General features: G+C 74.3%; 14 protein-coding genes and 1 pseudogene. 6 read left to right on the top strand and 9 right to left on the bottom strand.

The window, feature by feature from the left end; all coding sequences use genetic code 11:
- Nucleotides 1-4: 4 nt before the first annotated feature.
- Complete coding sequence (locus BLT82_RS01830) at nucleotides 5-604, bottom strand: (2Fe-2S)-binding protein (protein WP_093651979.1); 600 nt, start codon at nucleotides 602-604, stop codon at nucleotides 5-7.
- A 2-nt stretch (nucleotides 605-606) separates the two neighbouring features.
- A complete protein-coding gene (locus BLT82_RS01825; protein ID WP_093651978.1) occupies nucleotides 607-1,497 on the bottom strand; it encodes an FAD binding domain-containing protein in 891 nt (296 codons plus the stop codon).
- Nucleotides 1,498-1,779: 282 nt separating this feature from the next.
- Here BLT82_RS01825 and BLT82_RS01820 point away from each other — a divergent pair, with 282 nt between their 5' ends.
- Both BLT82_RS01820 and BLT82_RS01815 read left to right on the top strand, forming a co-directional pair.
- Nucleotides 1,780-3,510: a PucR family transcriptional regulator gene (locus BLT82_RS01820; RefSeq protein ID WP_093651977.1), complete on the top strand. Its 1,731-nt coding sequence runs from the start codon at nucleotides 1,780-1,782 to the stop codon at nucleotides 3,508-3,510.
- 430 nt (nucleotides 3,511-3,940) lie between these two features.
- Entirely contained in the window at nucleotides 3,941-4,705 is a 765-nt protein-coding gene (locus BLT82_RS01815; RefSeq protein ID WP_208867643.1) for a hypothetical protein, read from the top strand.
- Between the two features lie 307 nt (nucleotides 4,706-5,012).
- On the opposite strand, the gene BLT82_RS01810 is transcribed toward BLT82_RS01815, so the two are convergent.
- Both BLT82_RS01810 and BLT82_RS01805 read right to left on the bottom strand, forming a co-directional pair.
- Nucleotides 5,013-6,455, bottom strand: coding sequence for a WD40 repeat domain-containing protein (locus BLT82_RS01810; protein ID WP_143041466.1), 1,443 nt, complete (start codon nucleotides 6,453-6,455; stop codon nucleotides 5,013-5,015).
- A 9-nt stretch (nucleotides 6,456-6,464) separates the two neighbouring features.
- A complete protein-coding gene (locus BLT82_RS01805; protein WP_244291776.1) occupies nucleotides 6,465-7,313 on the bottom strand; it encodes a GntR family transcriptional regulator in 849 nt (282 codons plus the stop codon).
- 478 nt (nucleotides 7,314-7,791) lie between these two features.
- Here BLT82_RS01805 and BLT82_RS01800 point away from each other — a divergent pair, with 478 nt between their 5' ends.
- Together BLT82_RS01800 and BLT82_RS01795 are read left to right on the top strand one after the other, a co-directional pair.
- On the top strand, nucleotides 7,792-8,661 hold the full coding sequence (locus BLT82_RS01800; RefSeq protein ID WP_093651973.1) for a (2Fe-2S)-binding protein: 870 nt from the start codon (nucleotides 7,792-7,794) through the stop codon (nucleotides 8,659-8,661).
- A 252-nt stretch (nucleotides 8,662-8,913) separates the two neighbouring features.
- Nucleotides 8,914-9,972: a DUF2637 domain-containing protein gene (locus BLT82_RS01795; protein ID WP_093651972.1), complete on the top strand. Its 1,059-nt coding sequence runs from the start codon at nucleotides 8,914-8,916 to the stop codon at nucleotides 9,970-9,972.
- A 152-nt stretch (nucleotides 9,973-10,124) separates the two neighbouring features.
- On the opposite strand, the gene BLT82_RS01790 is transcribed toward BLT82_RS01795, so the two are convergent.
- The 3 genes from BLT82_RS01790 to BLT82_RS01780 form a co-directional block, all read right to left on the bottom strand.
- Nucleotides 10,125-10,538, bottom strand: coding sequence for an ATP-binding protein (locus BLT82_RS01790; RefSeq protein WP_208867642.1), 414 nt, complete (start codon nucleotides 10,536-10,538; stop codon nucleotides 10,125-10,127).
- Nucleotides 10,539-10,659: 121 nt separating this feature from the next.
- Complete coding sequence (locus BLT82_RS01785) at nucleotides 10,660-12,402, bottom strand: pyruvate dehydrogenase (protein WP_093651970.1); 1,743 nt, start codon at nucleotides 12,400-12,402, stop codon at nucleotides 10,660-10,662.
- A gap of 27 nt (nucleotides 12,403-12,429) precedes the next feature.
- Entirely contained in the window at nucleotides 12,430-13,941 is a 1,512-nt protein-coding gene (locus BLT82_RS01780) for a protein phosphatase 2C domain-containing protein (protein ID WP_093651969.1), read from the bottom strand.
- Nucleotides 13,942-14,470: 529 nt separating this feature from the next.
- On the opposite strand from BLT82_RS01780, the pseudogene BLT82_RS01775 reads away from it, so the two are divergent.
- Nucleotides 14,471-15,460: pseudogene (locus BLT82_RS01775) on the top strand (helix-turn-helix domain-containing protein); the annotation flags it as partial.
- Between the two features lie 370 nt (nucleotides 15,461-15,830).
- Here BLT82_RS01775 and BLT82_RS01770 read toward each other — a convergent pair.
- Nucleotides 15,831-17,201 (bottom strand): DNA-3-methyladenine glycosylase 2 family protein, encoded by a 1,371-nt coding sequence (locus BLT82_RS01770; protein ID WP_093651968.1) that lies wholly within the window; start codon nucleotides 17,199-17,201, stop codon nucleotides 15,831-15,833.
- A 439-nt stretch (nucleotides 17,202-17,640) separates the two neighbouring features.
- Complete coding sequence (gene rsgA, locus BLT82_RS01765; RefSeq protein ID WP_208867641.1) at nucleotides 17,641-18,810, bottom strand: ribosome small subunit-dependent GTPase A; 1,170 nt, start codon at nucleotides 18,808-18,810, stop codon at nucleotides 17,641-17,643.
- Between the two features lie 404 nt (nucleotides 18,811-19,214).
- On the opposite strand from rsgA, the gene BLT82_RS01760 reads away from it, so the two are divergent.
- Nucleotides 19,215-19,985 carry a VOC family protein gene (locus tag BLT82_RS01760; protein ID WP_093651966.1) on the top strand — a complete coding sequence of 257 codons (771 nt, stop codon included), beginning with the start codon at nucleotides 19,215-19,217 and terminating at the stop codon, nucleotides 19,983-19,985.
- Nucleotides 19,986-20,056: the final 71 nt, after the last annotated feature.

Below are 20,056 nucleotides of genomic sequence, written 5' to 3'. Positions count from 1 at the left end.
GTGCTCAGACCGCCTCTCCCTGGCGCGCGGCCGCGAGGCGGACCGCGTCGAGGATCTTCTCGTAACCGGTGCAGCGGCACAGGTTGCCGGACAGCGCCTCGCGGATGTCCGCGTCGGTCGGGGAGGCGTTGTGCTCCAGCAGCTCGTCGGCGGCGACCAGCAGGCCCGGGGTGCAGAAGCCGCACTGCACGGCTCCGGCGTCGATGAACGCCTGCTGGATCGGGGACAGTTCGGTGCCCTCGCCGGTCTGCGAGTCGGTCCCCTTGGCCGTCCACGAACGGGCGTCCTGCAGCGAGGTGCCGCCGCAGGCGCCGGTCGCGCAGGCGCCGCCGTGCCCGGAGTGCTCGGCGCGCTGCTTCGCGAAGTCCGCCAGGCCCTCGACGGTGACGACCTCCCGGCCCTCGACCTGCCCGGCCGCGACCAGGCACGAACAGACGGGCACACCGTCGAGGCGGACCGTGCAGGAACCGCACTCGCCCTGCTCGCAGGCGTTCTTGGAGCCGGGCAGCCCGAGGCGCTCACGCAGCACGTAGAGGAGGCTCTCGCCCTCCCACACGTCGTCGGCTTCCTGCCTACGGCCGTTGACCGTGAAATTCACGCGCATGGTTATGCAGCTCCTTCAAGCGTGCGGCCGCTTCCGCGGTACTGCTCCCAGGTCCAGCCCAGCGTGCGGCGGGCCATGATGCCGACCGCGTGCCGGCGGTACCTGGCGGTGCCGCGGACGTCGTCGATCGGGTTGCAGGCGCCGGAGGCGAGCTCCGCGAACTGCTTGGCGATCGAGGGAGTGATGATCTTGCCGCTGTCCCAGAAGCCGCCCTCCGCGAGTGCGGCGTTCAGGAACTCCTCGGCGGCCTCGGCCCGCACCGGGGTCGGCGCGGCCGAGCCGATACCCGTCCGCACGGTGCGGGTCTCGGGGTGCAGCGCGATGCCGAAGGCGCACACGGCGATGACCATCGCGTTGCGGGTGCCGACCTTCGAGTACTGCTGGGGCCCGTCGGCCTTCCTGATGTGCACGGCCCGGATGAGCTCGTCCGGGGCGAGCGCGTTGCGCTTCACGCCGGTGTAGAACTCGTCGATCGGGATGAGGCGGGTGCCCCGCACCGACTCCACCTCGACCTCGGCGCCGGCGGCCAGCAGGGCCGGGTGGGCGTCACCGGCGGGGGACGCGGTGCCGAGGTTGCCGCCGACGCCGCCGCGGTTGCGGATCTGCGGCGAGGCGACGGTGTGGGAGGCGAGCGCCAGCCCGGGCAGCTCGGTCCGGAGGTTCTCCATGATCCGCGTGTACGGAACGGAGGCGCCCAGCCGGACGCTCTCCTCGCCGACTTCCCATTCGCTCAGCTCGGTGATGCGGTTCAGGTCCAGGAGGTACTCGGGCCGACGGTGGTCGAAGTTGATCTCGACCATGATGTCGGTGCCACCCGCGATGGGCACAGCGGTGGGGTGCTCGGCCTTCGCGGCGAGCGCCTCCTCCCAGCCGGCGGGGCGAAGGAAGTCCATGAGTGGCTCTCTTCTACGTGATTCGGTCGTTCACTGGGGCCCGGGGACGGCCGGCCCTGGCGGGATGTTCATGTCCTGTTAACGCGGTGTGGCCCAGTACACAAGGACCGCCCCGCCGGGTGCAGTCACCGAAACCATGAAGGAGTTGGCTGGTCGCCACCCTCGTCTTGTAGATTCGAACGAAAGGCGGAGGCCGGTAACCTCTCCGTTTTCCTCCCGACACCATCGGCACATCCCTCAGCACAGTCCAACGGCACGACACGACAGATCGGCGGCGACGAGATGCGGCTGCGCGCACTGCTGGAGACCGACGCGCTGGGACTGCGGCTGCTCGGCGGCGACGACGAGCTGGACCGCACCGTCCGCGGCGTGATGACGACCGACCTTCGCGACCCGAGCCGCTACCTCTCGGGCGGTGAACTCGTACTCACCGGGCTCGCCTGGCGGCGCAGCGCCGATGACTCCGAGCCTTTTGTACGCATTCTCGCAAGCGCGGGGGTCGTCGGGCTGGCCGCGGGCGAGGCGGAACTCGGCGACGTGCCGGACGATCTCGTCCTGGCCTGCGAACGCCACCGGCTGCCCCTCTTCGCCGTCAACGAGGACGTCGCATTCGCAACGATCACCGAGCATGTGGTGCGCCAGGTGTCAGGGGAGCGGGCCGGCGACCTGGCCGCCGTCGTCGACCGTCACCGCCGGCTGATGACCTCGGGTCCGGCGGGCGGCGGCCCCGAGGTGGTCCTGGACCTCCTCGGCTCCGACCTGGACCTTCGCGCATGGGTCCTCTCCCCTACCGGACGCCGGATCGCGGGGGCGGGTGAGCCGCTGACGCCCGGGGCCGGTGCCGAACTGGCCGCCGAGCACCTGGCCGCGACCCGCACGGGGCGCCGCGGCCCCCATCGCGCCACCGTCGGCGGAACCACGTATTCGCTGTTCCCGATCCGGAACACCGGTCGGGGTGCGGTACCGGCGTCCCGGGACGTGCGCGAGACCGTGCTGTCGGACTGGCTGCTGGCCGTGGAGGCGGACGCGTCCGACTGGCCGGCCGCCCGGCTCGACCTGCTGCAGGGCGTCACCCAGCTGATCGCCGTCGAACGGGACCGGCGGGACGCGGCCCGCACCGTTCGGCGCCGGCTGGCCCAGGAGGTCCTGGAGCTCGTCCAGACGGGTGCCCCGCCCGCCGAGATCGCCGCCCGGCTGAGGGTCGCCGCCCCCGTCCTCCTGCCGGGCCTCGGCACGGCGCCCCACTGGCAGGTCGTCGTGGCCCGGGTCGACTGGGAGGAGGAGGGCGGCTCCCCCGTCGAGGCCGGGCCGGCCGCCCAGTCGCTGCTGGAGGAGATTCTCGTGGACCCGGCGGCCCCGGGCGCCGAGACCGCGGACCGGATCGCCGTCGCCCACACCGGCGAGGAGGCCGTCGCACTCGTCCCGCTGCCCGCGGTGCCGGCCTCGGCGGCCGAGCCCGACGAGGAACAGGCCGGCGAGGGGCACGCCGACGAGCCGGATCACGCCCGGGAGGACACCGGGCTGCACGCGGAAGCCCTGCTCGCGGCGGTCCGCGAACCGCTCTCCTCCGGGCTCGCCGACGACGGCCGGCTCACCCTCGGTGTCAGCGCCGCCGTCCACTCCGCGGAAGGACTCCGCGGCGCCCTGGAGGAGGCCCGGCACGCGCGCCGGGTCGCCGCCGCCCGCCCGGGCCGGGTGTGCGCGGCCGGCCACCACGAACTGGCGTCGCACGTCCTGCTGCTGCCTTTCGTCCCCGACGACGTCCGCAGGGCGTTCACGGCCCGGCTCCTCGACCCGCTGCGCGAATACGACCGCCGCCACCGCGCCGAACTGATCCCGACGCTCGAGGCGTTCCTGGACTGCGACGGCTCGTGGACGCGCTGCGCCGCCCGGCTCCATCTGCACGTGAACACGCTGCGGTACCGGGTGGGCCGGATCGAGCAGCTGACGGGCCGGGACCTGTCGCGGCTGGAGGACAAGCTCGACTTCTTCCTGGCCCTGCGGATGAGCTGACCCGCGAACCGGTTCGGCACGGCCGGCACCGGCCGCCTCAGCCGCCGCCGAGGCGGATGCGGCGGCCGGAGGCGAGCGCGCGACGGGCGCGGCCCGACGCCGGCGGGCGGCGGGCGCGCCGACGGACACCCACGGGCACTCCGCCGACCTGCGACGCAGCAGACGACCGCGGAATCGCGACCGGAACCGCTACGCGCCTGCACCAGGTGCGGACCCGTCAAGCGGCGTACGTACGTTCACCCGAATGTCCACGAAGGCTCCGCCGGGCCCGGATCGCACCGGAATTGCACGGCCTTCGCGGATCACACACCCGGCGATTGTGAATTGATTCACCAGACCCCTTGGCCACGTAGCCCGATCCGTGCTCTGATTCCGTCTGACTCAACAGCACAATGGCGCGCTTGGGGAGGGCAATGTGGCGTATACCGCCATGTCTGGTTCCGGAACCACGGCAAGTGATGATCCACTCCAGATCGCGGTATGGCGGCTGCGCTCGCGCGGCTGTTGGACGGACGCGGCAGCCCTCCTCGCTCCCCACGCGGCGTCCGCCGCGCCGGCCCTGCAACGTGCCTCCCTCCTCGTGGAGCGCTGCCTGTTCACGGGCGTCGGCTGGGCGGACGCTGAGGACGCCCTGCGCGCGGCGGAGGCCTCGGCGCGCGACGACGACGAGCGCGGTGCGGCCGCCTGCGAGCGCGGTCAACTCGCCTACGCCTCCACAGTGCTGGGTGTGCGCGACCGGGCCGACGAGGCCCGCGCCGCCCTCGGCCGGGCGGCGGCGCTGCTCGCCCCGGACGCAGCGGGACGGCCGCTCCTCGACTTCCGCCGGGGCCTGGTCGCCGAGCACCTCGCCGACTCGGCGCAGGCCGCCCGTGCGGCCTACCACCGCGCCCACGCCGGCGCCCTCGCCCACGGCGACACGCTGCTGACGTCCTTCACCTGGCGCCACCTCGCGGCGCTCGCCCTGCGCGACGGCGAACTCGCGGAGGCCCGACAGGGATTCACCGAATCCCTGCGCATTCGCGAGGAGTTGGGCTATCTGATCGGTACGGCCCCGGCGCTGGCGGCGCTCGCCGACACCGAGCCTGAACCGGAGGCGACCCGCCTGCGCACCGAGGCGGCCCGCCTGTTCCGTCTGCTCGGCGGCGTCCCGACCTGGCTCGCGGACCAACTCGCCCCACCGGCCCCCGCGGCGTGACGCCGTGACACCTCGGGTTCTGCCCCGGCGGGTTCACATCCCTGGCTCCCCCGGCGACGGGACGCACGGGTCACCTACCCCGGTGGGGTGACCACCGGGGCCGACACCGCACGCGCCCAGACCGGTCGGCCCCGATCCTGGCCCTGTGACATGTCACGTGCCCTGGTCCCGGCCCGGTCACATGTCACGTGCCCCGGCCCTGCGGTGGGGCACTGCCCGTCGGGCCCGGCGGCCCGAGGCGTTCGGCAGCCGGCCTCGCCACCGTGGCCCGGGAGGCGGAACGGGCCTGGTTATGCCCCGGCGGCGGTCAGGACGGAGCGCGTGCCGTGACCCGGAACAGCGTGTCGTCCGTTCCGATGACGACCGACCCCTCCCCCGCCACCGCAACCGCCCGGACCGGCGGGCCGGGCCGCAGCGGCAGTGCCTCGGCCGTGCCCAGACGGCGGAGTTCGACGAGTCCGTCCGCCCAGGCGACGGCCAGCGTACGGCCGTGGGCCGCGAGGGCGGTCACCGGGAAGTCCCGTTCCGCGAACGGGGTGTTCTCCGGGCTGCGGCCGGGCGTCCAGGTTCGGACCGTGCCGTCTGCGCCCCCGCTGCAGACCAGCGGCGCAGGACCGTCTGCCACGGCCACGGCGGTGACGCGGCCGCGGTGCGCCGCGGTCTGGTGCATGCCGTCGTAGCCGAACGCGTGCAGCGATCCGTGACGGTCGCCGACCAGGACGAGCCTGCCCGTCGCGGCCAGCGCCGTGCCCGGATGCGCGTCCAGCGTGGCGGCCACCGCATCCGTCAGCGGGGTGTCGCCATGGGCGCGGAGGCGGCCCCGCTCGTCCAGCATCAGCAGAGTCCCGTCGGGCAGCGGGGCGAGAGCCGTGATCCGTACGGGCATGGTGGCCGTCCCCGGCGCGGGTGTGGCGTCGGCGGGGCGCACCGAACGTATCGCCCCGCGCTGATCGGCGACGAGCAGATGCTCCGCCCAGCGGCCCGTGCCCTGGGCGAGCGCGGCCACCGGACCGGGCCAGGGCGGCGCGACATCGCCGCGTACCCGGGTCCAGTCGGAGCGCCACGGGGCGGTGGCTGCGAGGGCGTTCAGGGCGGGGCGAAGACGCGGATCGGCATCGTCGCCGAGCACGGTGAGCAGGACGAGTGCCCGCTCGGCAGGCGGCTGCTCGCGGATCAGCGACTGGCCGGCCCGGAACCAGGCGGCACGCAGTCCGCCGTGCTCGTCCCGGCCACCGGGTGCGTCCGGGCGCCCGTGCGACCCACCGTGCTCACCCGGGCCGCCTCCACCCGGCCGTCCGCCCGGGGCATCGGCGCCGTGCTCGTACGCGGCGGTCACGCCCACGGGGTCGGCGGCACAGACCACGGCGGGGTCGCCGAGGTCCGACGGCCCGGCAGAGGCCTCCCGTCCGAGGCCGTCCACGACCGCGCCGGGGGCCGTACCGGGCGGACGGGGAGCGGCTTCCGGCTCCGGTACCGGGGCTCCGTGGTCGCCGTTCCCCGGTTCCCGCCCGGGCGGGGGGACGAGCCGGATGTGGCCCAGGTCCCTGAGGGCACGGACGAGTTCGGCGACCTCGGCCGGCTCCCCGGCGGCGGGCGGGGAGGCGACGACGGCGGCGCCCGTGAGTCCGAGGCCCGTCAGCGCGCCGACCAGCTCGCCGGGGCTCCTCGCCACGACGCCGAACCGGTTGGCGAGGGTCCACACCGTGCCGTGCACGCTCTGGGCCGCGAGGGGAACGACCGGGTCGGGCACGGGCACCGCCTAGCGGTCCGCGCCGTTGAAGTGCTCCCGTACGAGGGAGGTCACCACGGCCAGATCCTGCGCGATCAGCGCCTCCAGCAGGGCCGCGTGCTCGGCCGCGTCGGCCACGAGGTCGGCCCGGCGGGGGGCGGGGGCGCTCACGAGGGGCCACTGCGAGCGCCGGTGGAGGTCGTCCGCGACGGCGACGAGCTGGTCGTTGCCGGCGAGCGAGAGGACGGCACGGTGGAAGGCCCGGTCGGACTCCGCGTATCCGGCCCGGTCGCCGGTCGCGGCGGCGACCGCCGACGCCTCGGCGAGCGGGACGAGTTCGGCCCAGCGGGCGGCCGGGACGGTCCGGGCGAGCCGCAGCATCACCGGTACTTCGATGAGGGCGCGGACCTCGGCGAGCTCGGCCAGTTCCCGGGCCGTGCGCACGACGACGCGGAAGCCGCGGTTCGGGACCGTCTCCACGGCGCCTTCGAGGCCGAGCTGCTGCATCGCCTCGCGTACGGGGGTGGCGGAGACGCCGAAGCGTTCGCCGAGCGCGGGAGCCGAGTAGACCTCGCCGGGGCGCAGTTCGCCGCTGACGAGGGCCGCTCGGAGTGCGTCCAGGATCTGGCCGCGCACGGAGTGGCGACGGACGACCGTGCCGGGCGCCGGGGGTTCGCTGTGGGTGTGCTCGCCGCGGACGTGCGTGCCGGACGGCCGTTCGGCCCCCTCGTCGTGCCGGCGCGGGGCGGGAGCACCGGTGCCGGACGGCTCGCGGCCCGATCCCCCGCGTGCGCCGTCTCCCCGCTCGCCGGCGGACGGGCGGGCGCCGATGGCGCGCTCCTCGGCGGTCTGCCCGGAAGGCGGGGCCGGCCACTCCACGGAACCGGGCGCGGGGCGGGGCCCCGGTACCGGACCGGGTCCTTGTGCGGGACGGTGCTCCTGGGCGGACGCCTCCGCCCGGTCCGGAGAAGGAACCGGGCCCTGCGACGGCACGTATCCCCACGGGGGCGGAACCGGGCCCTGGGACGCGACCGGACCCTGGGAGGCGACAGGCCCCCCGTGCGAAGCAGCGGGCCCGCGCGACGGGTCCGGGATGTGTCCGGGGTCCGGGCCGGGGCCGGGAGCGTGCTCCGCCCGGTTCTGCCCGGGAACGCGGACGGACGCCGACGGCGGTGCCGCGGCATGGCCGCGCGCTCTGCCCTGCTCCACTCGGGTCCTCCTCCGGGGCCTTCCGGGCCCGGCTCGCACGGCACGGGTCCTGCGTGCACGATAAGCGGACGGGGTCACAGTTCAAACACGGATCGGGCCGGGTAAGGTAAGGCTAACCTGCTAACGATCGCGATTCGGTGGTCCCCGCATGACGGTCCCCGCTGTTCTTCACGGCTCGCGGCCTTCCGCCCCGTCCGCCGCCACGGCGCCCGTGACCGGCGCGTACGCACGGATGTCCGCGGTGTTCCCCGGTTTGCGGGTGCGGCAGCTCGCGGACGACGAGCCGGCACCGAGCGGAGCCGGCTGGGTCGCGGCGGCGGAACTCGCGGCCGGCGGCGCCGCCCTCGACGCGTTCCTGGCGTGGGACAACGCGCAGGTGCTGCAGGACTACGGACAGCGGGCCCGCCCCGACGTCGTCGCAAGCTTCGGGCTCCACCGCTACGCCTGGCCGGCCTGCCTGCTGATCACCGTGCCGTGGTTCGTGGAGCGGCGCGTGCCGCGGCTCCCCGTGGCGGACGTCTCCTACCAGCGGGCCCGGGGCCGGATGGCGGTCCGCGTCCGGGCCTTCTCCTGTCTGCCAGGCGACCCGGCGGCAGCGCTCCCGGGCGCACGGGTGGTGCCCGACGAGGACGCGCTGCGCGCGGAGGTGCGGGACGCCGTCGCCGAGCACATGGGGTCGATCCTCGACGGTTTCGGGCCGCGGATGCGGCGCGGGCGGCGCGCTCTGTGGGGCATGGCGACGGACGAGGTCGTCGAGGGGCTCTGGTACGTGGCGCACCTCCTCGGCGAGGAGCGGCGCGCGATGGCGGAGCTCGAGGCGCTGCTGCCGGGCACGGCCAAGCCGTACGTCGGCACGGCCGGGTTCCGCGAGCTCACCGGGCCGTCCGGGGAGCCGCTGCCCACCAGGGACCGGGCGAGCTGCTGCCTGTTCTACACGCTGCGCCCCGAGGACACCTGCGTCACCTGCCCTCGCACCTGCGACGACGACCGTGTGCGGCGCCTCGCCGCTCAGGGCTGACCCGGCGGTATCCGGCTGGTTCGGCGCCCGGCGCTCCCGTGGCTCGGGTGCCCGGCGTCCCGGCGGCATCCGAGCTGCCGTAATCGAACTCAATTCCCTTTGCCTGCAGAGGTGTTCGAGCGAATGGCGCCTATTCGCGGGCCCCCGGACCCTCTTGGCGCACTCTTGCCGGGAAACCCCCTGTCCGCGACGGCAATTCGGCCAGTATGGCGCGCGAAACGCCCAACGCGATGCAGATGCAAGGGACACCGCATGAGACTGACCGACATATCGCTCGACTGGCTGCTTCCGGGCGGCGTGATGCTCGCAGGGGTCGTCGCGGCGGTGGCGGTGCTCGCGCGCGGCAGACGCGACGGAGGCGGGGCCGCGGCCGAGGACTCCTGGGAACGCAGTGAGGAGCGCCGCAGGCGCAAGGAGGCCGTCTACGGCACCGCCTCCTACCTCCTGCTCTTCTGCTGCGCCGCGGTCGCCGCGGCACTCTCTTTCCACGGCCTGGTCGGCTTCGGCCGGCAGAACCTGAACCTGTCCGGCGGCTGGGAGTACCTGGTCCCGTTCGGCCTCGACGGTGCCGCGATGTTCTGCTCGGTGCTCGCGGTGCGCGAGGCCAGCCACGGCGACGCCGCACTGGGCTCGCGCATCCTGGTCTGGCTGTTCGCCGGTGCGGCGGCCTGGTTCAACTGGGTCCACGCGCCGCGCGGGCTCGGCCACGACGGCGCCCCGCACTTCTTCGCGGGCATGTCGCTGTCCGCGGCCGTGCTCTTCGACCGGGCGCTGAAGCAGACCCGCCGGGCGGCGCTGCGGGAGCAGGGCCTGGTGCCCCGGCCGCTGCCGCAGATCCGGGTCGTACGGTGGCTGCGCGCCCCCCGTGAGACGTTCGGCGCCTGGTCGCTGATGCTGCTCGAAGGTGTGCGCACCCTGGACGAAGCGGTCGACGAGGTGCGCGAGGACCGACGGCAGAAGGAGCAGGAGCGCGTGCGCCGGCGCGATCACGAGAAGCTGGAGCGGGCACGGCTGCGGGCGCTCAGCCGGCAGCACCGGGCGTGGGGGCGGCGGGGCGGGCGGCAGGTGGAGGTCACCACCACCGTGAGCGGCACGCTCGCGGGCTCCGTCCCGGCCGCCGTGGGATCCGTCGCGGAGCCCGCCATGGCCGAGTCCGGGCAACTGCCGTCGCAATCACGGCCCTCCCTGCAGGCCGTCAAGGGCAGTGACCCCGTCACGGTCGACCTCACGGCCGAGGACGACACCCAGGCCCTGCCGCGTCTCGACTCGCTGGAGCAGAAACTCAAGCATCTCGAGCAGCAGTTCGGCTGACATCGCACGGTGCCGGCACGGGCGGGACCCACCGGGTTCCCGCCCGTCCGCGTTCCGGTGCCCCTCCCGTCACACCCATGTCCGCGCGGGCCCTCAGGGCCGCGAGCCCGCGCGGCCTCAGGAATTCAGCGCGACCTCGTCCGACGCGACCGTCACGCCCGCCCGCCGTGCAGTTCGAACCACACCGCCTTGCCCAGGCCGTGGGCCCGTACGCCCCACGCGTCGGCGAGGCTCTGCACCAGGAGCAGCCCCCGGCCGTGCGTGCTCTCGTCGGGCACGGGCTCGGCCGGCGGCTCCACCAGCCCGGTCGTGAAGTCCCGCACCTCGACCCGGAGTCGTGCCGGTGCCACCGTCGCCGTGACGACGGCTCCTTCCTCCGTGTGCACCAGCGCGTTGGTCACGAGCTCGCTGGTCAGCAACTCCGCCACATCGGCCGAGCCGGGCTCGCCCCAGTGGCCCAGCAGGGCCCGCAGGGCCCTCCTCACCTCGGGTACCGCCCTGAGGTCCGCGCGCCTCACGCTGCGCCGCAACTGCGCCGCGCCCGGCCCTTCCTGACGCCCCGCCATTTTCCCCCACCGCACGTCGGTACGGTCCCTTCCCCTTCGCTCGTCCCGTCCGGCTCGAACAGGCACTCCCGGAATGCATGCCCCGCCGCCGTGCCGCCACGCATGCCGATTTCACCCGCAGTCACGGACGCGGCACGTTCCGCAGGTTCGAGCGGGCCATCTGGACCATCCGGCCCACGCCGCCATCCAGCACGATCTTGCTGGCGGAGAGCGCGAAACCGGTCACCATCTCGGCGCTGATCTTCGGCGGGATGGACAGGGCGTTCGGGTCGGTGACGACGTCGACGAGGGCCGGACCGTCGTGCGCGAAGGCGTCCTTGAGGGCGCCCGCGAGCTGCTTCGGCTTCTCCACCCGGACTCCGTGGACCCCCACGGCCCGGGCCATCTCGGCGAAGTCCGGGTTGAGGTTGCCGGTTCCGTACGAGGGCAGGCCCGCAACCAGCATCTCCAGTTCGACCATGCCGAGCGAGGAGTTGTTGAAGAGCACGATCTTGACCGGCAAGTCGTGCTGCCGCAGGGTGAGGAAGTCGCCCATCAGCATGGTGAACCCGCCGTCGCCGGACATCGAGACGACCTGGCGGCCACGGTCGGTGAACTGGGCTCCGATGGCCTGCGGCAGGGCGTTCGCCATCGAGCCGTGGCTGAAGGAGCCGATGATGCGGCGCCGGCCGTTCGGAGTGATGTAACGGGCCGCCCAGACGTTGCACATGCCGGTGTCGACGGTGAACACGGCGTCTTCGTCGGCCAGTTCGTCGAGGACCGACGCCACGTACTCGGGGTGGATCGGGACGTGCCTGTCGACCTTGCGGGTGTACGCCTTGATCACGCCCTCCAGCGCCTCCGCGTGCTTCTTGAGCATCTTGTCGAGGAAACGCCGGTCGTTCTTCAGCCGCACCCGCGGGGTGAGACAGCGGAGCGTCTCGCGCACGTCGCCCCAGACGGCGAGGTCCAGCTTGGAGCGGCGTCCCAGGTTCTCGGGGCGGATGTCGACCTGGGCGATCTTCACGTCGTCCGGGAGGAAGGCGTTGTACGGGAAGTCCGTCCCGAGCAGGATCAGCAGGTCGCACTCGTGCGTGGCCTCGTAGGCGGCGCCGTAGCCGAGCAGCCCGCTCATGCCGACGTCGTACGGGTTGTCGTACTGGATCCACTCCTTGCCGCGGAGCGCGTGGCCGACGGGCGACTTCACGCGCTCGGCGAACTGCATGACCTCGTGGTGCGCGCCGGCGGTCCCGCTGCCGCAGAAGAGCGTCACACGGTCCGCCTCGTCGATCATCCTCGCCAGCGCGTCGATCTCCGAGTCGCCGGGCCGGACGGTGGGGCGCGAGGTGACGAGGGCGTGCTCGATCGACTTGTCCGGGGCGGGACGGGAGGCGATGTCGCCCGGGAGGGCGACGACGCTCACGCCGCTGCGGCCGATGGCCTGCTGGACCGCGGTCTGCAGCAGGCGCGGCATCTGCTGCGGGTTGGAGATCAGCTCGCAGTAGTGGCTGCACTCCTTGAACAACTGGTCCGGATGGGTCTCCTGGAAGAAGCCCAGACCGATCTCGGACGACGGGATGTGCGAGGCCAGGGCGAGGACCGGAGCCATGGAGCGGTGGGCGTCGTAGAGGCCGTTGATCAGATGCAGATTGCCGGGGCCGCAGGAGCCGGCGCAGGCGGCGAGCCGGCCCGAGATCTGCGCCTCGGCGCCGGCCGCGAACGCGGCGGTCTCCTCGTGGCGGACCTGGACCCAGTCGATGGCGGAGTTGCGGCGGATGGCGTCGACGACGGGGTTGAGGCTGTCACCGACGACTCCGTACAACCTCTGCACGCCGGCGCGGACGAGGATGTCGACGAACTGTTCTGCGACGTTCTGCTTGGCCATGGGTCCATCTATCCACGGCCCCGGCGGTTACGCCTCCCAGACGGCGCACGCCGTACGGTCGTCGGCGTATCCCTTCACCCTCAGCTGGGTGTCGGCCAGGTAGGCGGCGAGACCGGGCGGTTCCGTCCCGGCCCAGCGTTCCGCCAGTTCCTCGGCGAGTGCGGCCTCGCCGCGCAGGGGGTCGGCGAGGCCGTTGCTGCAGAGCAGCAGCGTGTCCCCCGGGCGGGCCACGGACGCCCGGAACCGGAACGGCTCGGCGGGCGGCGGGACGGGCGCGTCGATGTGCGGCGACGGGGGTGTCGTGACGCCGAGGTCCATGGTGAGCCGATCGCCGTCACGGGTCTCGGCGGGCGGGGAGCCGTAGCCGACGACGGGTTCGCCGGCCGGGGCGTCCGGCAGGGACGGCTCGAGGTCCTGCCAGCCGCCGTCGCGGAGACGGAACAGCCCGCCCTCGCCGACCCCGAAGAACACCCGGGTGCGGCAGGCGGGATCGGCGGGCAGCAGCAGGCACCGCAGGCTCGCCGTGTACTCCTCCGGTGGTACGCCCAGTTCGGTGGCGCGGGCGCGGAGCTTGCCGAAGGAGCGGTCGGTGAGCCGGTGGAGCCCCGATTTCAGCTCGCCGCGCCGGCCGGCTCTTATGTCCTCGGCGAGCCGGGCGTGGCTGCGGCCGACGGCGCCGCCGATCCAGCGGCAGGCGTCGGCGGCGGCGAGGTGCGCGCCGTCCGCGGCACGCGCGCCGGTGGCCACGGCGACGAGCACGAGGGCCCCCTCGCCGGCGCCGAAGCGTGCCGTGAGCAGTGCGTCGCGGCGGTGCTCACCGCGGTACCGGGCGGAGTCCCCCCGCGCGGAGGCGGCCCGCAGGGTGAACGTGCCGTAGCGCGCACCGTCGAGCACGGTGTCCGCGGCGAGCCCGTCGAGTTCCTGCGGATCCGCCGCGGGCAGTGCGGTGGGCTCGGCGTCATACGTGGGCGGCCGGTCCCCCACGTGGCCGTCCCCGCCGCGGCCCGTACCCTCCTTGCGCCGTCCCCACGGCACTGCCCCGCGCCGGCCCGCGCTCCGGGTCCCGCGATCGGGGGGCGTGACGGCCGTTTCGGCCAGGGGCACGGCGGGCAGCGGCGGCGGTTCCGGCACGGGCTGTGACGGTACGGAAGGTCCGGGCCCAACGGGCCCAACGGGCCCGGCGCCCGGTCCGGGGGGCGGAGGCCCGGCGGGTACGGGAGGCCCGGCGGGTGCGGGAGGCCCGGCGGGTGCGGCGGGTGGAGACCACCCGGACTCGGCACGGGGCTCGGGCAGGCGCTCGCCGGAACCGGCCGCGGCCTGCGGGGTGGCGGGAGACTCCCATGGGGCGCTGCCGCGGCGGGACGGTTTCCACCAGGTGCCCGGGGGCCCTTCGGGGCCCACCGTGTCCACCGCGGAGTCGAAGCGGTCGTCGAGCGTGTCGCCCGCCCCAGCGGCGGGGCCGGTGTCCGGGGCGGACTCGTCGTACAGCCGGTTCCACCAGTCGTCGCCTGCGGTGGGCCTCTCCCCCTGCTGACTCATGCCCCTATTGTCCACCGCAAGGGCCGTACGAAAACGGCGTATTCATCAAAACCTGGCCCCAGGGCGGGTCCGCCGGGCGTCCCAACCCCCCACGGGAAGGACGCCCGGCGGACGTTCAGGTGGGCGGCGCACGCCCTGCGCGCACTCCGCCGACGGGGACGGAATCCGCTCGCGTCGGACGCCCGCATCCGCACGCGGCTCGGGCCCGTACGCATCGCCCCGGCTCGATCGCGAACCGTGGTTCCGCGTCGGGGCGGTACGGCCCAAAGGCCGCAGAGCCAGGGGCGGTTGGCCCGGCGGCCGGTGTCACGTGCGGTGCGTGCGGCACTTGTGGTGTGTGCACTGCTCGTGGTCCGCGCAGACGGTGGTGCGTGTGCTGCCGTGGTGCCCGTGTGCTCGGGTGGCGCCACATTGGCAGAGGCGGAAGCCCTGCGGGGATGATGAGGGCGGCGGGTTCACGCCGTGGCCGGTTTCCGCCACGATCGTGTCCGCAGTAAGCGGAATGGTGAAGTCCGGGGAGGGCTCAGGGGTGCTGGGAGCAATAGGTCTCGACGCGAGGCAGGAGTCGGCGTACCGCGCGCTGGTGGCGCTTGGCGCCGCGGAGGTGACCGATCTGGCGCACCGCCTCGCGCTCCCGGAGGCGGACACCGAACGGGCCCTGCGGCTGCTGGAACACCAGGGGCTGGCCGCCCAGTCGTCCGCGCGAGCCGACCGCTGGGTGGCGGCGCCGCCCGGAGTCGCGCTGGGCGCCCTGCTCACCCAGCACAGGCACGATCTGGAGCAGGCCGAACTCGCGGCGGCCCTGCTGGCCCGGGAATACCGGGCGGAGGCCACGGAACTGCCCGTGCACGACCTGGTCGAGGTGGTCACCGGCGCCAGCGCGGTGGCGCATCGTTTCCTCCAGCTCCAGCTGGGCGCGTCCGAGGAGGTGTGCGCGCTCGTCACCGGGAAGCCGATGGTCGTCTCGGGAATCGAGAACGACGCCGAGGAGCGGGCGGCGCAGCGCGGCGTGGCGTACCGCGTGGTCATCGAACGCGAGGTGCTCACGCTGCCGACCGGGCTCGTCGAGGTGTCGGCCTCGCTCGGCCGCGACGAACAGGTCCGGGTCGTGGACCGGGTGCCGACCAAACTCGTCGTGGCCGACCGGACGCTGGCGATGGTCCCGCTGACCGGACGCGGCTCGGAGCCTGCGGCGCTGGTGGTTCACGCGAGCGGACTGCTGGAGTCGCTGACCGGGCTGTTCGAGGCCGTGTGGCGGGAGGCGCTGCCGCTGCGCCTCGGCGGGCGCGGCGAGGTGGCCGAGGACGGTCCGGCGGGCCCGGACGCCGCCGACCTGGAGATCCTGTCCCTGCTGCTCGCCGGCATGACGGACGCGAGCGTCGCCAAACAGCTCGACCTCGGCCTCCGCACGGTCCAGCGCCGAGTGAAGGGCCTCATGGAACTGGCGGGTGTGACGACCAGGCTCCAACTCGGCTGGCACGCTTACGAGAAGGGGTGGGTGGCACGGTCCGCCGACGAGCGCCGCGCGGGCGGCCCGGCGACGGCCCCCGCCACTGCCCCCGGGACGGCACCGGTTGCCGGGCCTGCTCCGGAACGCACCGGACCGGCTGCCGGGCCCGCCCCGGAAGGCGGCGGTGCGGGGTTCGCGACGGCGGCGACGGCATCGGCCGACGGACCGCCGGTGCCCGGCCCGGCGGCGGATGCGGGCTGAGGGCCGGGGCAGCAACAGGCCCCGGCGGAGTGCGTCCTGAAAGCAACGGCCGTCGAGGCGGGAACTGCGGCGGAGGCCGGGGCAGCAACAGGTTCCGGCGGGCCCGAACCGGCACCCCCAACCCGGCTGCCGAACCCGGCGCCGCAAGCCGGCGGCCCCGCGATCACCCGGCGGCCGGTCATGGTCGGCGTGCGTCACGGGCCGCCTCGAGATGGCGAACGGCGTAGGAACGCCAGGGCCGCCACGCATCGCCGTCGAGGCCCGGGGCCGTCTCCTTCCCGAGGTCCGGCTCCGGGGCCACGTCGGGGTCGCCCAGCGCGCGCATGCGGATCAGCGCGGCGGTCCGGGGCGCCAGGCCCGGCACGGAACGCAGGACGCGTTCGGCGTCATCGCGGTCGGCGCCCGGGTCCAGCCGTACGTCGCCGTCGGCCAGCGCGGCCGCCAGAGGGCCCACGACCGGGTGGTCGGCGAGCGCCGCCGCTTCCGGGAAGAGGTGGGTGAGCCCGCCGCAGGGCTGGTCGAGGAGCTTTCCGTGCGCCTCGACCAGCCGGGCGGACTCCTCCGGCCCGGCGAACGCCCGGAGAGCGAACTCCTCGGGGTCCGCCGTGCCCGGTGAGCGGAGCCCCGGGCGGGCGGCGACGAGCGGCGCGAGCACCGGGTCCGCGGAGAGCCTCTCCGCCACGGCGTACGGGTCGGCGTCCAGGTCGAAGAGGCGGCGCAGCCGTTGCACGGCCGTGGTCAGATCGCGCAGATCGGTCAGATGGAGCCGGGCGTCGAGCCACGGGCCGGCGGAGCGCTCGTCCACGGCGACGACCCCGGAACCGTAAGGCAGCCGCAGGGTGCGGCGGTACGTCCGTGCACCCACCGCCCCGACGACCTCCTCGATCCGGTCCATCGCCTCCCGGGCGAGCAGGTCGAACACCTCGCTCGTCGCGTACGGACCGCGATGGGCCAGCCGCAGCGGGATCCCGGCCCGGCCGGCGGCCCGCCTCGTGCCCGTCTCGGCACGGAGTTCGGTGGGTGTGCGGGCGTAGATCCGGCGGATGGTGTCGTTGAACTGGCGCACGCTCGCGAATCCCGACGCGAACGCGATCTCCGTGACCGGCAGCCCGGTCGTCTGGAGCAGCACCCGCGCGGTGTGCGACCGCTGCGCCCGGGCGAGTGCGACGGGCCCGGCGCCCAGCTCCGCGTTCAGCTGCCGCTGCACCTGCCGCGCGCTGTAGCCGAGCCGCCGGGCCAGGCCCGGCACGCCTTCCCGGTCGACGACACCGTCCCCGATCATCCGCACCGCCCGCCCGACGACATCGGCCCTCACGTTCCACTCGGCCGACCCCGGAACCGCGTCGGGCCGGCACCGCCGGCACGCCCGGTAGCCATGGCCCTGCGCGGCAGCGGCGGTCGGGAAGAAGCGGACGTTGGCGCGCTTGGGCGTCACCGCCGGGCAGCTGGGCCGGCAGTAGATTCCGGTCGTCTCCACGGCGAAGAAGAATTCCCCGTCGAACCGAGCGTCCCGGCTGCTGACGGCCTCGTATCTGCTGTCGTCGTCCATCACACCGTCCAGTGTCCGTCTCCGGGCACCACCGGTCCGGCGGATTTCGGACATGGCGGACGGGAGCGAGCCGGGCCCGCGAGCGCGGGGGCAGCAGCCTGCCCTGCCCGTGCGCGGACCGCGGCGGGGGCCCTGCGGATGCTCCCGCCGCGGTCCGCGGCAGGCCGCGGAGTCCCGGCAGCCCGCGGCCTTCGGGCCGGGGGCGGACCCCCGGTGCCGGTGGCGAGAAGCGGCCCCGGTGCGGAGCAGCCCCCGGAACCCCAACGCCCGGTGACCCGCGACGCATGGCCCTGACCGGACCCCGCGGCCTCCGGACCGCGGACTCCACGTGACCGGGGTCCTGGGGTCCTGGGGTCCTGGGGTCCTGGGGTCCTGGGGTGGCCCCGGGGAAGACCCCGGGGCCGCCCCGGACGGCCCGGGCCAACACCCCGGCGAAGGGTCAGCGCACGCGACCGCCCCGCTTCGCCTCGCTCGCGGCGCGTCCCTCCGCGTGCTTGCGCTTCCAGTCGCGGCGGATCTCGGCGCGCAGCCTGGCGTCGGTCTTCGCGACGATGCGCTGGTTCTCGCGGACGAGCTTGCGGTAGCTGTCCAGCCTGCGTTCCGGCAATGAGCCGTCGGCGAGCGCGGCGAGCACGGCACAGCCCGGCTCCGACTCGTGGGCGCAGTCGTGGAAGCGGCAGTCCGCAGCCAGGGCCTCGATCTCCGAGAAGACCTGGCCCACGCCCGCACCGGCGTCGAAGAGCCCGACGCCCCGCAGGCCCGGGGTGTCGATGAGCACGCCGCCGCCGGGGAGGACGAGGAGGTTCCGGGTCGTCGTCGTGTGCCGGCCCTTCCCGTCCACGTCACGCGTGGCCCGCACCGCCATCGCGTCCTCGCCGAGCAGTGTGTTCGCCAGCGTGGACTTCCCCGCGCCGGAGACGCCGAGCAGCACGCTCGTACCGCCGGACACCACCGCCGCGAGGACGTCCGTGCCCTCCCCGGTCAGCGAGCTGACCGGCAGCACCTGGACGCCGGGTGCCGTGGTCTCCACGTCCTGCACCAGGTACGACAGGGCGGTGGCGTCCGGCACCAGGTCGGCCTTGGTGAGGACGACGAGCGGCTGCGCCCCGCTCTCCCAGGCCAGTGCCAGGAACCGTTCGATCCGTCCCAGATCGAGCTCGACGGCGAGGGAGACGGCAATGATCGCGTGGTCGACGTTGGCGGCGAGGATCTGCCCCTCGGACCGCTGGGACGACGTGGAGCGCACGAACGCGGTGCGGCGCGGCAGACAGTCCCGTACGTACCGGGGGTTGCCGCCCTCCGGGTCGACGGCCGCCCAGTCGCCGGTGCAGATCACGCGAAGCGGGTCGTGCGGGGTGACGAACGCCGTGTCGGCGCGGACGGTCCCGGTCGCGGTGACGACGTCGCACTGTCCCCGGTCGACCCGTACGACCCGCCCGGGCACCAGACCGCTCCCCGCGTACGGGGCGAACGCGGCCGCGAGGTCCTCGTCCCAGCCGTACGGGGCGAGCGGGTGCGGCGCCGCGCCGTCGGCGGCGGAGGCGCCCGGAAGACCGAGCGAGGAGGTGCGAGCGGAGGAAGAAGAAGAGTGAGCAGAGGAGGAGGACAAGGGAGACCCTTCACACGGGTGGCCCCGGCGACGCACACGCGAGGGCGTGCGACAAGGAAGAAGGAGGAGGTCAGCCGGTGACCACGGAAATGGGAGTGATGAACTTCGGGTTTCGGGCAGCGCCCGGCACGGTGACCGTCGTCAACGTCCTCACCTCCGCGTCCTTCTCGATGCTCACGGCCGTGTCTCGCACACGGCGGCGACGCCACACTAAGCCCGTCCCCCGGACCGTGCCAACGCATTTTCGGGATGCCGCCGGCAGGTCTCCCCGGGCTCCCGCTGCGGTGGCGACCGCCCCGATTCTGTTGAAGGGTGTCAGGGAGTGTCCATCTGTCCCTGCCCACGCCCCTGCCCCGGGACGAACACGAATGAGGTGAGCGGTCTTGGCGAGCACTTCACCCGGGGTGCCGGGCACGCCGTGCTGGGTGAGCCTGACGACGCAGGACATGCGGGCCGCCCAGGACTTCTACGGTGCCGTGTTCGGCTGGGAGTTCGAGCCCGATGTCCAGGCCGAGGGGTACGTCGTCGCGCACGCGGACGGCGAACCGGTGGCCGGTCTCGTGGAGTCCACGCAGACCATGGGGGTTCGGCTCCCGGTCGCCTGGACGGCGTACTTCGGGGCCGACAGCGCCGACGCGGCGGCGGGGCGCGTGCGGGAGCGTGGCGGGACCGTCGCCGTGGGGCCGCTCGCCTTCGGCCGGGGGCGGATGGCCTGGGCCGCCGATCCGCTGGACGCGGCGTTCTGCATCTGGGAGGGACCGGCCGCCCCTGGGTGGCTGGCAGGACGGGGCACGGGTGCCGTGGCATGGCTGGAGCTGCACACGAGGGACCCGTTCGCGTCCGCGCTGTTCTACGGCGGGGTGTTCGAATGGGACGCCCATCCGGACGTCATCGACGTGCGCTACGAGCACGACCGGGTGATGCTGCGGGCCGGCGGCCGGACGGTGGCGGGGTTGTACGGCGGCGTACCGGAGTCGGCGGAGGCGGCGATCCGCCCCCAGTGGCACGTCCACTTCTGCCGGGACGACGTGGACGAGGCGGCGGCCCGCGCGGGCGCCGCGCACGGCACGGTCGTGGCGCCCCCGCAGAACACACCGCTCGGCCGGACGGCGACGATCCGCGACCCCGAGGGCGGGCTCTTCCACCTGTCGTCCATCGAGGACGACCCTTCCTGACGCACGCTCCGGCCTGCGACTTGGACCTTCCGGACACCCGCGGTGCGCGCGTGTGCGTCTGCGTCTGGCTG

The sequence above is a fragment of the Streptomyces wuyuanensis genome, assembly GCF_900103455.1.
GTDB classification, from domain to species: Bacteria; Actinomycetota; Actinomycetes; order Streptomycetales; family Streptomycetaceae; genus Streptomyces; species Streptomyces wuyuanensis.
The sequence above is the reverse complement of the archived record's forward strand: the minus strand, read 5'-3'. Positions and strand labels throughout refer to the sequence as shown.